Source organism: Microbulbifer regidiadema (SeqCode) (assembly GCF_052466995.1).
This window is the reverse complement of sequence record NZ_CP174297.1, coordinates 233,433-247,346: the sequence shown is the minus strand read 5'-3', so window position 1 is coordinate 247,346 and position 13,914 is coordinate 233,433. Positions and strand designations below refer to the sequence as shown.

Below are 13,914 nucleotides of genomic sequence, written 5' to 3'. Positions count from 1 at the left end.
GGGCAGATGTGAGGAACGTCAAATCTCACAAAAACTCAAAGAATGGATAAATTTTGAAAAGCGCCTGAAAGACCCCAAAATGAGAACTGCATCTCAATATAAGCGAGGCGCGCATCAACTTTCAGTATTGGCGAGGTCACCCACTAGTTGCCCCCTAATTTCCCTAGCCTAGACACCCCCAAAGTAGACCAGCGCCCGACAAGCTGGCGCTCTGGGGGTTAACGAGTGGTGGAGACCCTTTGTTTTGAACCTCAATACACCCCCTGCCAGCTTGAAATTGCCCCCTGAGCACTTATGCTTAAAGAGTCGCCTATTCACCAAGGTGCGCCCTCACAATACAACCTAAGCGCTTCTAATCAGACTTGTAGTAGAGAAAGCTTAATGCACAAATTAACTGCATTTTTCCTGCTTCTATATACGGCTATCTCCTGCGCCCAAGGGCCCAGTGTGAGTACCTTAAAAGATTTTCAATGGAAAAACCGAATTCTGTTACTCAATATTCCCGGCAATCCGGATAACGCGGTTAATGAGCTGCTCAAGCTGGCTCCGCAATTTGCCGAGAGAGATCTACTGTGGTTCTTATTTTCCGATGAGGCCCTCGAAACTAACTATGGAGGAGAAGTCAGCGATAACTTTCCCGCAGATATCAAAAATAGCTATCTTCCGGGAGAGGGGACAAAAATTGTCCTAATTGGTAAAGACGGAGAGGTTAAGTACACGGCAAACACATTCTCGGCCAAGACGCTTTTCCAGCGTATCGACAGTATGCCAATGCGGCGCCATGAGATGCGGCAAGGCAGCGGACCTTAACGCAAGATAGCCCCTCGATAAGCACACCCTCTGCGATCTGCGGCAAGTCTCTCTAAACTCCCACACAGAGTGAAAACCGAAACCAACAGCCCCCCAGTTTGACAAGCGCCAATACAGTTGCGTTAAAGTGCCATTACAGGTCTTATTTAACGTGTTGCCACTGGAATCCATATCCAATGACCCAAAGAGCCATCATCCTCGGAGCGACAGGGCTTATCGGAGGGCATCTCACCGAGCAACTCGCCGGCGACGAAACCTTTGCTGAAATACTCACCCTGACCCGCCGGCCACAGACTGTGGTCAGTAACAAAGTGCACAATCATATTGTCGACTTTGAGCGACTGGAGGAAGCCGCCGCGCTTTTCCAAACCCATACTTTATTTTCCTGTCTGGGCACCACACGCAGGCAAGCGGGCAGCCTGGCGGCCCAGTACCGAGTGGATGTTGAATATCAATATAAAGCGGCTCAACTAGCCGCAGAGGCGGGGGTCAGCCACTATCTACTGGTTTCATCCAGTGGTGCCAACCCCAACAGTGCCAGTGCTTACTTGCGGATGAAGGGTGAACTGGAGGAGAAAGTCACAAAACTGCCGTTTAAGCGTATCAGCATACTACAACCCTCCCTGCTCCTGGGGAATCGCAACCATTCGCGGCCGGGAGAACAGCTCGGCACTATCCTTCTTCCTTTAATATGCAAACTGCCTGGCCTTAGACGTTACCGGCCGATTGAAGGGCGCGCAGTAGCCGGCAAGATGGTCCGCCTGAGTCGACAGGAACAAACGGGGATTGAGATACTGCGCCTGGACCAGCTATTTAACCCTTGAAAGCCAAAAGCCAATTTATCACTGCCGAATTTCAACTATTCCTCTTTTGTGAATAGAGCTAACCAGCGTGGGGATTGGCGTTTGTCACAGCAGCATGCGCCAGCGGCTCTCCCTCTAGCCTCAGTTTGTACTTCGGCTATACAAACCGAGCAGGTGGGGAAAACGCACCATGGCAAAAATTGCCAGCAAGTCATATATCGCATGCCAGATGATCACACCGACCAGCCCCCCGGACATCTGATAAAAGATACCCAGCACAAGCCCGATCATAAAGGTGAGACAGAAATACACCCAGGAGGCACAGTGCAGCAACGCAAATATCAGCGAGGCTCCCAATAGGCCGAGGAATGGTGTACTGAGCTGCGAAAACCAAGACTGTAAAAAACCGCGAAATAGCAGCTCCTCACAGACGCCGGCCGCCAGAGCAACCCATACCATTTGCGACGAGGACAACCTGGAAAACAACCGTGTCAGCTGGGCACAGTGATGTCGCAGTATTTTGCCGAATAGCGACTCGGAGCGCGCCAATATCAGCACAACCGCAAATGTGACAATAGCCCCCAACAATCCCAGCAGTAACTGTAGCCATATTCTATCGCCGAGAAAGGAGACCTCCATGGATACAAGGTAAAAGCCCAGTATCGCCAGCAGTAGACAACCCAGCTGAATATCCATCAAAAAAAAGAAAACCGGCAGACCTCGCCTGGCCGGACTGGCAACTTCCATTTGTGGCTTCTCCCTTCGTTTATTGATTTTCCGAACCTCTGACGGTTTTCAATCTCGCCCGCCCATCCGCAGAGACCATCAAATCAGCCACTCCGCCATCTCGCAATTGCGCTTCCAGATCCAGTGCTTTTTCCTTCGGGGCAAAATAGGCTTCGATACCATAGCGAACCCGGTAACGCCACGACGAGTTCTCAAGCTTTATATCCGTTATCCGCCCCCGGATAAAAACACCGCTATCTGGCGGCTCAAGCCCGGCAGAGTCCAGCTCATACAAGCCGGACTCCCCTTTCTTTAGGCTTACATAGACCACGACCCCATAGCTCAGGCGATCGCCCTCTGAAAATAGGGTTTGATCCAGGCTGGAGAAGGGGTAACTCAATTGAGCGTAGTTACCTCGAAACAGAGAGCGCGGATCGACAGGGATTGCTTTCACTGCAACAGGCTGCCCCGTCCAAAGTGGCACCTGAGCTTGAACATACATGCCCACCAGAATAAAAAACTGCACTGCAATAGCGGCAACCAGGCCAATCACAATCCCGCGCTTCATGGCACACTCCCCTCAGTCTGGTGATACTTCCAATACTTGGCCGCCGCCAGCAAAAGCGCTGCGAATAAAATAAACAGGAGGGCAGCCCCGATATAATCGCCAATCAGATCGATGTAGCGCAGCAGGGCTGTCAGTAGGATCGCCATAATCCCGAGAAAGAAGTAGTGCGAGATCCCATCGTGAATCCCCCTAAAGACCAGCCAAGTCCCAGTGGCAATCAAGGCAAAGTTGGTGAAAATTTGTAGCCAAACCGCATAGTCTGTGGTGGCGCTGGTCGTTATCAAAGCCAGCACCGCCACAAACACACCACCAATTCCCAGGCCAAATACCGGCCTCCGCGCGAGAAATGCCAGCGCTACAGATACAACAAGCAGAGCCCCAACCACTACCCACATAGATGACAGGTGACTCCAGGAGGCTTTTATCATCTCTTCCCAGGGAGATTCAAAGCTGAATATCAGCAGGCCCACTAAAGTAAATCGCAGGCACCAGATTGAAATTACTGCGGCGTAGTCCTTTGCGGTCACCGATGGGCGAGTTACCAGCCAGTGGGCAAAGTTGTACAGCAGGATAAAGAACGAAACGGCAACAATCAGATTTTCTGGAGAAACATCCGCACTCAGTTCTTCACCCTGTAAACGCCAAAACTCTGACAAAGAGAATTCCAGCCAAAGACCCAAGCTAAATATAACGGTTAACAGGAGAACCACACTCGCCCGACCGCTCAGCAAGGTATACAGAGCCCCCAGTAAGAAGATCGGGAACAACGCAGGGTAGAAGCCCAAACTCAGCTCCGAGAAGAACCACAACAAAGCCAGCAGCAGAGACTGCTCTGCGAGCCAGGGGCTGCGGGTAAGCAAAGCGAATGGCAAGCTGCCCAGTGCCCACCAGAGAATACCATCCGGCATATGTTCACCCAGGTGGTATATCTGCGCGATCAAGATAATCGCCGCACCAAAAAACAGGTTACCCAGCAGGAACAAGCCCTCCCCGGCCCTCTTATCTCCCGACAGGAAGACCTTAAGCGCCAGCCCCTGGGTAATCAGGGTCAGAGCAATCACCCCTCCCATTCGCACAGCCCTGGGAATTTCCTCCCAGTTGGCTCCAATCAGGGTAATCAGCGCCAAGCCAATAAATAGGTAGGCCAGTCCAACCAAGATACTGTATCCCAGGGTCCTCTGCTGCGCCTTATGGTAATCCACTGCATAGCGCGCACAGACCTGCTCGGCCTGAGCTTCACTGATCACACCGTCTTTCACCCAATCTCCGGCTTCTCGGGCCAGGTCATGCTTCAGTAACCGTATCAATCGCATAGATGCGCCTTGTAGATCGCCCACACCCAGTGGGCCAGCATTAAATGTGGGCCCGAGTATCACCGATGTATGCAGTGACCTCAAATTGGTACGAAGTGAAGAATTAACTATCACCAAGATCGCTAAATAGCAGAAAACTATCTCAGACATTTAAATTGTTAATTTCTATTAGAGGTTACCAGTCAATAGCATAGGAATTATCAAGTTAAGCACTCGCACCTCATAAGGAGCCCACCATGTCCCGCTATATCGAATCCGAACTCAAACCCTTCAACGCCAAGGCCTATCAAAATGGCGAGTTTCACGACATCAGTGACGCCGATGTCAAAGGTCAATGGGCGGTATTCTTCTTTTATCCCGCCGACTTCACCTTTGTGTGCCCGACCGAACTGGGCGATCTGGCGGACAACTACGAAGAATTTAAGAAGCTGGGCGTAGAGATTTATTCTGTCTCCACCGACACCCACTTCACCCACAAGGCCTGGCATGACTCCTCCGACACCATCGGCAAGATTCAGTATCCGATGATCGGCGATCCCACCGGCACTATTACCCGCAACTTCGGAGTAATGATTGAGGAAGAAGGTATTGCCGACCGTGGTACTTTCGTCATAGATCCCCAGGGCCGTATTCAGATTGTAGAAATCACTGCCGGCGGTATCGGCCGCGATGCCAGCGAACTGCTGCGCAAGATCAAGGCTGCCCAGTATATCGCTGCGCACCCCGGCGAAGTTTGCCCCGCTAAATGGAAGGAAGGTGAGGAAACCCTGGCTCCCTCACTCGACCTGATCGGCAAAATTTAAGACTTCCCAAGCCCTCACAGGATTGGAGCTGACCTTGCCCGCCTTTTTGGCGGGCATTGTCATTTCTGTTGCCTAAAAACGTCTCAATCCCTCAACTTCCCCCTTCTGCCGCGCGAATCAAGCAGGTTTTCGAGCTTACAACTCAACCCGGCCACTGGCACCGGCCTTCCTGTGCATTTACAAAACCAAAACTATTGAGAGGCAAACATTGATAGGAAATTTATATTAAAGATATAAATATTGATAATTTTTATTAAAGAATTCATATCGATAGTATAGATCTCGTTCCCAAACAACGACTGACAAGACAGCGATGAGTAAGGAGTTACCCATGTCACGCTACATAGAATCCCAGCTGAAACCCTTTAACGCCAAGGCATACCAAAACGGCGATTTCTCCGATATCAGCGACGCCGATGTTAAAGGCAAGTGGGCCGTGTTTTTCTTCTACCCCGCCGACTTCACCTTTGTGTGCCCCACTGAACTGGGTGACCTGGCGGATAACTATGAAGAATTTAAGAAACTGGGCGTTGAGATCTACTCCGTATCCACCGACACCCACTTCACCCACAAGGCCTGGCACGACTCCTCCGACACCATCGGCAAGATCCAATACCCGATGATCGGCGACCCCACCGGCACTATCACCCGCAACTTCGGTGTGATGATTGAGGAAGAAGGCATCGCCGATCGCGGCACCTTTGTGATCGATCCAGAAGGCCGTATCCAGATCGTTGAGATCACCGCCGGCGGTATCGGCCGCGATGCCAGCGAGCTGTTGCGCAAAATCAAGGCTGCCCAATACATTGCCGCTCATCCCGGTGAAGTTTGCCCGGCCAAATGGAAGGAAGGCGAAGAGACCCTGGCCCCCTCCCTCGACCTCGTAGGAAAGATTTAACCCAAATACCTCTGACCCGGCCCACTAAGTAGGTGGGCCCCACCACCCCCTGAGACTGTTAGAGAGAGGACACACCGATGTTGGACGCAAACCTGAAAAAACAACTGGACACTTACTTGCAGAATATCGTCAAGCCGATCGAGATTCGTGTGTCCACCGATAACCGTGAAAAATCCAAAGAATTGGAAACCCTGGTCGATGAAATCGCCGGGCTCTCCAATAAAATTACGGTACAACAGAGCCAAGCTAAGCGCACACCGAGTATGGCTATAGCTCCAGCGGGAGAGACTCCTAGAGTCAGTTTTGCCGGCATTCCCCTGGGCCACGAATTTACATCACTGGTATTGGCACTACTGCAAGCCGGTGGCCACCCATCCAAGGCAGACCCAGAGCTACTGGAGCAAGTGCGCAACTTAAAAGGCGAATTTCACTTTGAAACTTATATCTCCCTCTCCTGCCAAAACTGCCCGGATGTGGTTCAGGCACTAAACCTGATGGCCAACCTCAACCCGAATATTTCCCACGAAATGATTGATGGCGGGTTGTTCCAAGAGGAAGTTGAGCAGCGCAATGTGATGGCTGTACCTGCGGTCTACCTCAACGGTGAGCACTTCGGCCAAGGCAGAATGACCCTGGAAGAAATTGTCGGCAAACTGGATAGCGGCGCCGCCGAACGCAAAGCCGAGGAACTGAATGAAAAAGCACCCTACGACCTCCTGGTCGTAGGTGGCGGACCCGCTGGTGCCGCCGCCGCTATTTACGCGGCCCGCAAAGGTATTCGCACCGGACTTGTGGCAGAGCGCTTCGGTGGCCAGGTAATGGATACCGTAGGTATTGAGAACTTCATCTCAGTGCCCTATACCGAAGGCCCGAAACTGGCCGCCAGCCTGGAACAACATGTTAAAGAGTACGGCGTAGAGATTATTACCGAGCAGCGCGCAGCCAACCTGCAACGCAATGAAATGATCGATATCCAGTTACAGAGTGGCGCCACGCTATCCAGCCGCTCAGTCATCTTGGCGACAGGCGCTCGCTGGAGAGAACTGGGCGTGCCGGGGGAGGCAGAGTACCGCACTAAGGGCGTAGCCTACTGCCCCCATTGCGACGGCCCTTTCTTCAAGGGTAAGCGTGTCGCGGTAATCGGTGGCGGCAACTCGGGTATTGAAGCCGCTATCGACTTAGCCGGAATCGTTGAGCATGTCACTGTATTGGAGTTCGCCGATACACTGCGCGCAGATGAAGTACTGGTGCGCAAAGCGCAACTGATGGACAACATCGATATTATCGTCAATGCCCAAACTACCGAGGTCCTTGGCGATGGCAGCAAGGTCAACGGCCTGGCCTATACCGATAGAGCAAGCGGTGAAAGCAAACAACTCGACCTTGCCGGCGTTTTCGTACAAATTGGCCTGGTACCCAATACGGAGTTCCTCAAGGAAACCGAGGTAGAGATGAATCGCATGGGGGAAATTGTTATCGACGAGCGCGGTGCTACTTCCATCCCAGGCGTTTACGCTGCCGGTGACGCGACAACAGCCCCCTACAAACAGATAGTAATCTCGATGGGCGCGGGTGCTACAGCGGCGCTGGGTGCGTTCGACTACTTGATTCGAGCTTCCGTTGAATAGTATTAAAATTTAAAAAAGGCCAGTCTTTGACTGGCCTTTTTTATGCGTTTAAATAATCGGCAGCACAGATGGAGCAGGCATTCAGAAAACGCCTATTCCAAAATAAGCATCATGGGTTATTTAAAAACCTATATTTACAATAGACACTAAATCCACAGTGCTAATTTGCATATATTATCAACAAAATAAAAAACAAATTAATTGAAACCTATAAAATACCAATTGGCATCACCTACCAATCATCAAGCGGCAAGAAAAATTTTAGCGCACACAACCTATCTATCATCTTGGGAGCCCCCATGAAGAAGCCAAGCCTACCACTTCTTTTAACCCTGCTACCGACCTTGGGATTACCTCTGGCCTCAAATAGTTTTGCTGTGAGCTGTGGCGACACGATCACTACCCAGGAATCCCTCACAGAAGACCTCTCCTGTGGCACCAACCCCGCTCTCACGATTAACGGCCCCAGTGGCGGACTGAACTTAAATGGATTTACAGTAACCTGCCTAGATTCATCATATGAGGGAATCTATCTAACGGGCCTCGCTGCCAGCTTGTTTAACGGTGTCATAGACAATTGCAATGACTCAATAGCACTAATGGAAGATGGCATTCATTTTGTCAGCGATATAGAGATCTACAATCTTGTCGATGTGGGCGTGCGGATTGAAAGCAATAGTAATTTTGTTGCCGGCGTAATAATACCCTTTTATGGTACACAATTTTCAATAGGCATAGACATAGAAAACCCTGCAAGCTTCAACCAGATTACTGGCAATTTTTTAGAATCACCGGGGTTTTCGGGAATATACATAGAGGGTAGCAGCAATACGGTGACAAGAAATGAAATTATAGAATTCGATGAATTCGGTATAACTCTTGACGCCGACGGCGGGAGCAACTTAGTCCTATTCAACAGCATAGTCGGCGATAGTGTACCGAGAATATCTAACACGCTAAACGGCTATGATGGCGTGGGAATATCTGTAAACTCAGATTCAAACCTTATATCCCAAAATGCCATATCGAACAACGTCACCGGGATCAAAATCAACAACAGTGACCGCAACACAGTAAGTGGTAATGAAGCTGTCGACAACACTGACTACGGCATAGTAATTGAGGGGGCAGGTGCCGAGTCTAATAATATTCTATCTAACACAGCCAATAACAATGGTATATTTGACCTCTATTCTCCCGATGACCCAAGCTGCACATCTTCAAATAATTGGGCCGGCAACAGCTTCACCTCCAATGATCCCAGCTGCCTAGACTAAAAAATAATACAATTAAACATATACAATTTAATATACAAGCGATAGCTGAGCCGTATGTCGCTTACTGCCAGACAGATAAACATATCATTTAAAGACGCAACAACAGATTTAACATCAAAGGCAACCCTTAAAGCTAAGTTCATAATTCAAATTAAACATCACCAACAGCAATCAAAACAACCAAATATTGTGTGAAAAAAGCCGACAACCCCTTACATACTTCGCCAAGACAAAAAAAACAATCTAACCAAAGTACCCATAACGGCCATCGAAACAGCAAAACATATAAAAACTAACAGCAGTGCTCTTCACCGAAGCCCTAATTAGACAGCCTTAGCACGAATAACTTTACCGTTATATACCCGGCTTTATCAAACACTAACGATATGAATAGATTACAGAGCTGCTAAAACCTCCTTCGCAGACTTTGTTCAAAAAAAATGTTTAGTGGCCCTATTATGCCCCCAATAAAACCCATTATAGCGCCCTCCTGATCATCAACCGAAGTAAATACACCTCTATACAATTGCTTTTTTGTAAGCAAACCCAAAAACCTTTCCTCTAAACTTATCCAAACGGCAACTTGTACTACTATCAAATAATTTGAGCACATAGATTACTTTCTGTTAACGCAACAATCGCTTACCTAGGTACGAACGATGAAAAAAGTTACGCTGACAATCGCCTATGCCCTGCTACCCGCAATTGGATTATCAACATCACTTCTCAGCCACGCCGTGAGCTGTGGAGACAATATTACGACTCAGGAAATCCTTACTGGAGACTTATCGTGCGCCACAAATCCGGCACTGACGATTACAGGCCCAGCCGGCAGCCTGGACATGGCCGGCTTTACCGTCATCTGTACAAATCCAGCCAATGACGGTATTAGCCTGGAAGGGCTTGGCGCAAGACTTTCCAATGGAGAGGTTGAAATCTGTAACGACAGCGTAATACTCTCAGGAGACGGGTCCCACTCTGTGGTAGATATTGGGATCATAGATCTCTTCGGTACGGGTGTCGTTATTGACAGTGATAATAATTTTGTCAGCGAAATCGCTTTTGCTTCCGACGGAGCAACCTCCACCCATGGAATACACGTTACCGCATCCGCAAGCTATAACACCATTACTGACAATTTTATTGATAGCTCTGGTGACGATGGCATATTGTTAGAGGGCACATCTAACAATGTTACTAACAACATTGTTGATAGTACATCTGACGCTGGAATAAATGTTGCCTCTGGCGCCAACTCCAATATCATTATATTGAATTTGATTCAGAATGGTGGAGACACGGGAATTAAAGTAAATTCAGACGCCAATCTTATTTCTCAAAATCAGGTAAATAACAATATAACGGGCATTACAATTGAAGATGCGAGCGACAATCTAGTCAACCTCAATGAGGTTGGCGACAATACCGACTACGGAATCTCTATTGAAGGAGCAAGCTCTGAAGGCAACGACATTCTCTCCAACTCGTCTTCGAACAGTGGATTATTAGATCTTTATTCACCAGACGACCCAAGCTGTACAGAAAATGACTGGATCGGAAACATCTACACCACTCGCGACCCCTCATGCCTAAACTAACAGCAAAATTGACCTAGAAAGACTCCAACTTAAAGGCGACAATGAAAGACCCAATGGTAAAAATACTGTTTGTATTTTTACCATTACCACTCTATCAAGTATTAGTCACAAAGTTGTCGCCGATATCACAGGCCTTTCTTGATGCAAGGCATTCCTTTACAGAAAACATACTCAATCCGGGAAAATTATAAATGCCGAAATCACTGGATTGAAGATACGCCGCACAGACAACTATCTATTTATCACTTAGCAGATTATCTCTCAGCAATAATCCATATCTCTTTTGTGTGCTTTGAAATTCGACACAAAGACCACTTTCTTTATCCCCTCCAATCACATTTCCATATTTACCATTGAAAATAGCAAACTATTGCCCGCTTAAAAGCAGATGCAGGACCTATTTTAACAAATGGATTACCCTACAGCCCAATAACCTCCCTATGAAAATGGACCCCAAGTTCTATCCGTAGATAGAGTACCACCTTTAAAGCATTCAGCAATAATAAATCCACAGCAAAGAAAGGGGTGACTATTACCCTCCCCTCAATAGCCCCCACAATTAATAAAGACCATCGATACGACCAAAAGAAAAACCAAGTGAAGCTGAAACAGCAACTTGTACTACTATCAAATAATTTGAGCACATAGATTGCTTTCTGTTAACGCAACAATCGCTTACCTAGGCACAAACGATGAAAAAAGTTACGCTGACAACCGCCTATACCCTGCTACCCGCTATTGGGTTATCAATATCGCTCCTCAGCCACGCCGTGAGCTGCGGAGACAATATTACGACTCAAGAAACCCTTGATGCGGACTTGTCGTGCGCCACAAATCCGGCACTAACGATTACAGGCCCTACCGGCAGCCTGGATATGGCCGACTTTACTGTCGTCTGTACAGTTGCAACCAATGACGGTATTAGCCTAGAAGGGCTTGGCGCAAGACTTTCCAATGGAGGGATTGAAAGCTGTAGTGACAGCGTAATACTCTCCGAAGATGGGGCTCACTCTGCGGTAGATATTGTGATCATAGATCTCTCCGGTACGGGTGTCGTCATTGACAGCGACAATAATTTTGTCAACGAAATATTTTTTTCCTCCGACGGACTAAGCTCCACCTACGGAATACACGTTACAGCATCCGCAAGCTATAACACCATTACCAACAATTTTATTGCTACATCTGGCGGAGATGGCATATTGTTAGAGGGTACCTCTAACAATATTACTGGCAACGCTATTGATGGTACAATTAACGTTGGAATAAATATTTCCTCTGGCGCCAACTCTAATATCATTATGTTGAACTTGATTGAGTATGGTGAGGATACGGGCATTGAAGTAAATTCAGACGCCAACCTTATCTCTCAAAACGAGGTAAATCACAATATAACAGGCATTAAAATTGAAGGTGCGAGTGACAATCTAGTCAACCTGAATGAAGTTGATGACAATGCCGTCTACGGAATCTCTATTGAGGGAGCAAGTTCTGAAGGCAACAATATTCTCTCCAACTCGTCTTCAAACAGTGGATCATTAGATCTTTACTCACCAGACGACCCAAGCTGCACAGAAAACAAGTGGAGCGGGAATATCTATACCACCCGTGATCCCTCATGCTTAAACTAGCCTTAAGGTCTATCTAAGGAATCTCTGACTCAAAGGCGACAATAAAAGACATAATGATAGAATGCTGCTTGTATTTTTAGCAGTATTATCTTATTAGTCATAAAGTTGTCGCCTATGTAGAGGTCGGCAGGTACTGACTGGAAAAGTAAAGCAACCTAACTTTGCCGACATTACCCTCACGTCTGAACAACCCATACAGAAACTTCAGCACCAATATACATGACACTCCGGGAAAATTTATCAATGCTGTTAATATAGATGCACTCAACTCAACCTCCCTATTCGCTGTTTAGCAACTCGCAAGTAGATCAATAGTACCAAAAAACCCTCTTGCCGCTCGCCAGCCTTATTTGCCACTCATCCTAAATTTTAGATCGACGGCATACTTTTCTCTAAAATAGCAACCATTCAACAAGAGAGCACAAGGAGAATAATTATGCAGTTTATTCAGAGTAAATTTATCGGGATCAACTCAAAACTGAAGTCACTGATCCTTGCCAGCAGCCTACTCTCCACTGCAACCATGGCGAGTGGTATCGATGGTGAATGGAAGGCAACCATTCAAACTCCTAGTGATAACATACTTCCCGTTACCCTCCATATTGATCAGGATAACGGAAAGTGGACGGGCGTACTGGATAGCCCCGCACAAGACGCCTACGGCATAGAAATGTCACAACTGGAGGTCAGTGACAACCATATTTCTTTCGAAGTTGAAGATTTACAGATCAGTTACCAGGGAACATACAACCCTGTAGTTGAACTTATGTTTGGCTCATTCACTCAGGGGGAATCACTACCTCTTAACTTCAGAAAGATAACCACAGATAAGCCGGAGAACCGTCCACAGACACCAGTAGGACCCTACCCTTACACTATTGAAGAGGTAAGCTTTAAAAGCAAAATTACAAATCATATTCTCTCTGGGACACTGACCAAACCAAAGTCTGCGATCAAAGCTACAGCCGTTCTGATTAGCGGTTCCGGGCCCCAGGATCGAGATGAAACATTATTCGGGCATAAAGTTTTTGCCGTAATTGCCGACTATTTAACCCGTCAAGGATACGCCGTGCTGCGTTATGATGAGCGAGGAATCGGTGAATCCACCGGAAACTTTTTTACTGCAACCACCGAAGATTTTGCCAATGATACCAGTGCAGTTGTGGACTACCTAAACAGCCGCAGGGATCTCCCCCAGGGTAAAATTGGCTTAATTGGCCACAGCGAAGGGGGCATGATAGCCCCTATGATAGCCAGCAGCCGCGACGATATCGCCTTTACAATTCTGCTCGGCGGCCCTGCGGTTAAAATGCAAGAGCTCTTTCTCGACCAATGGTACCGGGATAGAAAGCATAGCGGGGTGACGGAGGAAAATCTACAGAAAATTCGCAAACTTGATAAAATTATTTTTGAGCAGTTTGCTCAGCTTTCCGAAGGGGAAGCTATCAGCGAAAATTTGCATCAAGCACTTTATAAGAGCGTTGAATTGGAGGGTTTAGAAGGAGGCGAACTGGAGACACAGGTTGAGTTACTCAAGAAACAATATTCCACCCCGTGGTTCCGCTATGCACTGAATTTCAACCCGGAATCCTATTTAGAAAACACAAAGTGCCCACTACTGGCCCTTAACGGCTCATTGGATTTCCAAGTTGATGCAGAAATGAACTTAGGCAACCTGGAAAAAGTGTTAAGCAAATCCAGCCATAAAGATTATGAGATTACTAAACTCGACAAACTAAACCACCTGTTTCAAACAGCCAAAACCGGCAGCGATGCTGAATATGCGAAAATAGAGGAAAGCTTCTCTCCTGGCGCCCTAAAAATAATGACTTCCTGGCTGAATGATCGATTTTAATTTT

The 13,914-nt window shown here is 47.7% G+C and carries 12 protein-coding genes; 9 read left to right on the top strand and 3 right to left on the bottom strand.

The genetic code is table 11. The features are described 5' to 3' along the window. The first annotated feature begins 381 nt into the window (after window positions 1-381). Window positions 382-810: a DUF4174 domain-containing protein gene (locus ACJJIK_RS01065; RefSeq protein WP_444943924.1), complete on the top strand. Its 429-nt coding sequence runs from the start codon at window positions 382-384 to the stop codon at window positions 808-810. A 176-nt stretch (window positions 811-986) separates the two neighbouring features. Continuing rightward, complete coding sequence (locus ACJJIK_RS01060; protein WP_444943923.1) at window positions 987-1,634, top strand: NAD-dependent epimerase/dehydratase family protein; 648 nt, start codon at window positions 987-989, stop codon at window positions 1,632-1,634. 120 nt (window positions 1,635-1,754) lie between these two features. On the opposite strand, the gene ACJJIK_RS01055 is transcribed toward ACJJIK_RS01060, so the two are convergent. The 3 genes from ACJJIK_RS01055 to ACJJIK_RS01045 are packed head-to-tail and all read right to left on the bottom strand — an operon-like array spanning window position 1,755 to window position 4,220. Then, window positions 1,755-2,360: a lysostaphin resistance A-like protein gene (locus ACJJIK_RS01055; protein WP_444943922.1), complete on the bottom strand. Its 606-nt coding sequence runs from the start codon at window positions 2,358-2,360 to the stop codon at window positions 1,755-1,757. A gap of 19 nt (window positions 2,361-2,379) precedes the next feature. Further along, entirely contained in the window at window positions 2,380-2,907 is a 528-nt protein-coding gene (locus tag ACJJIK_RS01050; protein ID WP_444943921.1) for a GDYXXLXY domain-containing protein, read from the bottom strand. Continuing rightward, window positions 2,904-4,220, bottom strand: a complete 1,317-nt coding sequence (locus tag ACJJIK_RS01045) for a DUF2157 domain-containing protein (RefSeq protein ID WP_444943920.1) — start codon at window positions 4,218-4,220, stop codon at window positions 2,904-2,906. The genes ACJJIK_RS01050 and ACJJIK_RS01045 overlap by 4 nt, the downstream gene beginning before the upstream one ends. 236 nt (window positions 4,221-4,456) lie before the next feature. Here ACJJIK_RS01045 and ahpC (ACJJIK_RS01040) point away from each other — a divergent pair, with 236 nt between their 5' ends. The 7 genes from ahpC (ACJJIK_RS01040) (at window position 4,457) to ACJJIK_RS01010 (ending at window position 13,910) form a co-directional block, all read left to right on the top strand. Beyond that, window positions 4,457-5,023, top strand: coding sequence for an alkyl hydroperoxide reductase subunit C (gene ahpC, locus ACJJIK_RS01040; protein WP_444931609.1), 567 nt, complete (start codon window positions 4,457-4,459; stop codon window positions 5,021-5,023). A gap of 331 nt (window positions 5,024-5,354) precedes the next feature. Next, the gene (gene ahpC / locus ACJJIK_RS01035; RefSeq protein ID WP_444931610.1) at window positions 5,355-5,921 is read left to right on the top strand and encodes an alkyl hydroperoxide reductase subunit C; all 567 of its coding nucleotides are present in this window, start codon (window positions 5,355-5,357) and stop codon (window positions 5,919-5,921) included. A gap of 77 nt (window positions 5,922-5,998) precedes the next feature. Next, window positions 5,999-7,549: an alkyl hydroperoxide reductase subunit F gene (ahpF, locus tag ACJJIK_RS01030; protein WP_444943919.1), complete on the top strand. Its 1,551-nt coding sequence runs from the start codon at window positions 5,999-6,001 to the stop codon at window positions 7,547-7,549. A 299-nt stretch (window positions 7,550-7,848) separates the two neighbouring features. Further along, entirely contained in the window at window positions 7,849-8,826 is a 978-nt protein-coding gene (locus ACJJIK_RS01025; protein WP_444931612.1) for a right-handed parallel beta-helix repeat-containing protein, read from the top strand. Between the two features lie 659 nt (window positions 8,827-9,485). Then, a complete protein-coding gene (locus ACJJIK_RS01020) occupies window positions 9,486-10,424 on the top strand; it encodes a right-handed parallel beta-helix repeat-containing protein (protein ID WP_444943918.1) in 939 nt (312 codons plus the stop codon). 692 nt (window positions 10,425-11,116) lie between these two features. Next, complete coding sequence (locus tag ACJJIK_RS01015; protein ID WP_444943917.1) at window positions 11,117-12,055, top strand: right-handed parallel beta-helix repeat-containing protein; 939 nt, start codon at window positions 11,117-11,119, stop codon at window positions 12,053-12,055. Between the two features lie 436 nt (window positions 12,056-12,491). Further along, window positions 12,492-13,910: an alpha/beta hydrolase family protein gene (locus tag ACJJIK_RS01010; RefSeq protein ID WP_444943916.1), complete on the top strand. Its 1,419-nt coding sequence runs from the start codon at window positions 12,492-12,494 to the stop codon at window positions 13,908-13,910. Window positions 13,911-13,914 lie beyond the last annotated feature (4 nt).

What these genes read in the sequence shown, in the direction of transcription:
- ACJJIK_RS01015 (WP_444943917.1), top strand. Translation starts at nt 11,117, where the DNA reads ATGAAAAAAGTTACGCTGACAACCGCCTATACCCTGCTACCCGCTATT.
- ahpF (WP_444943919.1), top strand. Translation starts at nt 5,999, where the DNA reads ATGTTGGACGCAAACCTGAAAAAACAACTGGACACTTACTTGCAGAAT.
- ACJJIK_RS01060 (WP_444943923.1), top strand. Translation starts at nt 987, where the DNA reads ATGACCCAAAGAGCCATCATCCTCGGAGCGACAGGGCTTATCGGAGGG.
- ahpC (WP_444931609.1), top strand. Translation starts at nt 4,457, where the DNA reads ATGTCCCGCTATATCGAATCCGAACTCAAACCCTTCAACGCCAAGGCC.
- ahpC (WP_444931610.1), top strand. Translation starts at nt 5,355, where the DNA reads ATGTCACGCTACATAGAATCCCAGCTGAAACCCTTTAACGCCAAGGCA.
- ACJJIK_RS01010 (WP_444943916.1), top strand. Translation starts at nt 12,492, where the DNA reads ATGCAGTTTATTCAGAGTAAATTTATCGGGATCAACTCAAAACTGAAG.
- ACJJIK_RS01025 (WP_444931612.1), top strand. Translation starts at nt 7,849, where the DNA reads ATGAAGAAGCCAAGCCTACCACTTCTTTTAACCCTGCTACCGACCTTG.
- ACJJIK_RS01055 (WP_444943922.1), bottom strand. Translation starts at nt 2,360, where the DNA reads ATGGAAGTTGCCAGTCCGGCCAGGCGAGGTCTGCCGGTTTTCTTTTTT.
- ACJJIK_RS01020 (WP_444943918.1), top strand. Translation starts at nt 9,486, where the DNA reads ATGAAAAAAGTTACGCTGACAATCGCCTATGCCCTGCTACCCGCAATT.
- ACJJIK_RS01050 (WP_444943921.1), bottom strand. Translation starts at nt 2,907, where the DNA reads ATGAAGCGCGGGATTGTGATTGGCCTGGTTGCCGCTATTGCAGTGCAG.
- ACJJIK_RS01045 (WP_444943920.1), bottom strand. Translation starts at nt 4,220, where the DNA reads ATGCGATTGATACGGTTACTGAAGCATGACCTGGCCCGAGAAGCCGGA.
- ACJJIK_RS01065 (WP_444943924.1), top strand. Translation starts at nt 382, where the DNA reads ATGCACAAATTAACTGCATTTTTCCTGCTTCTATATACGGCTATCTCC.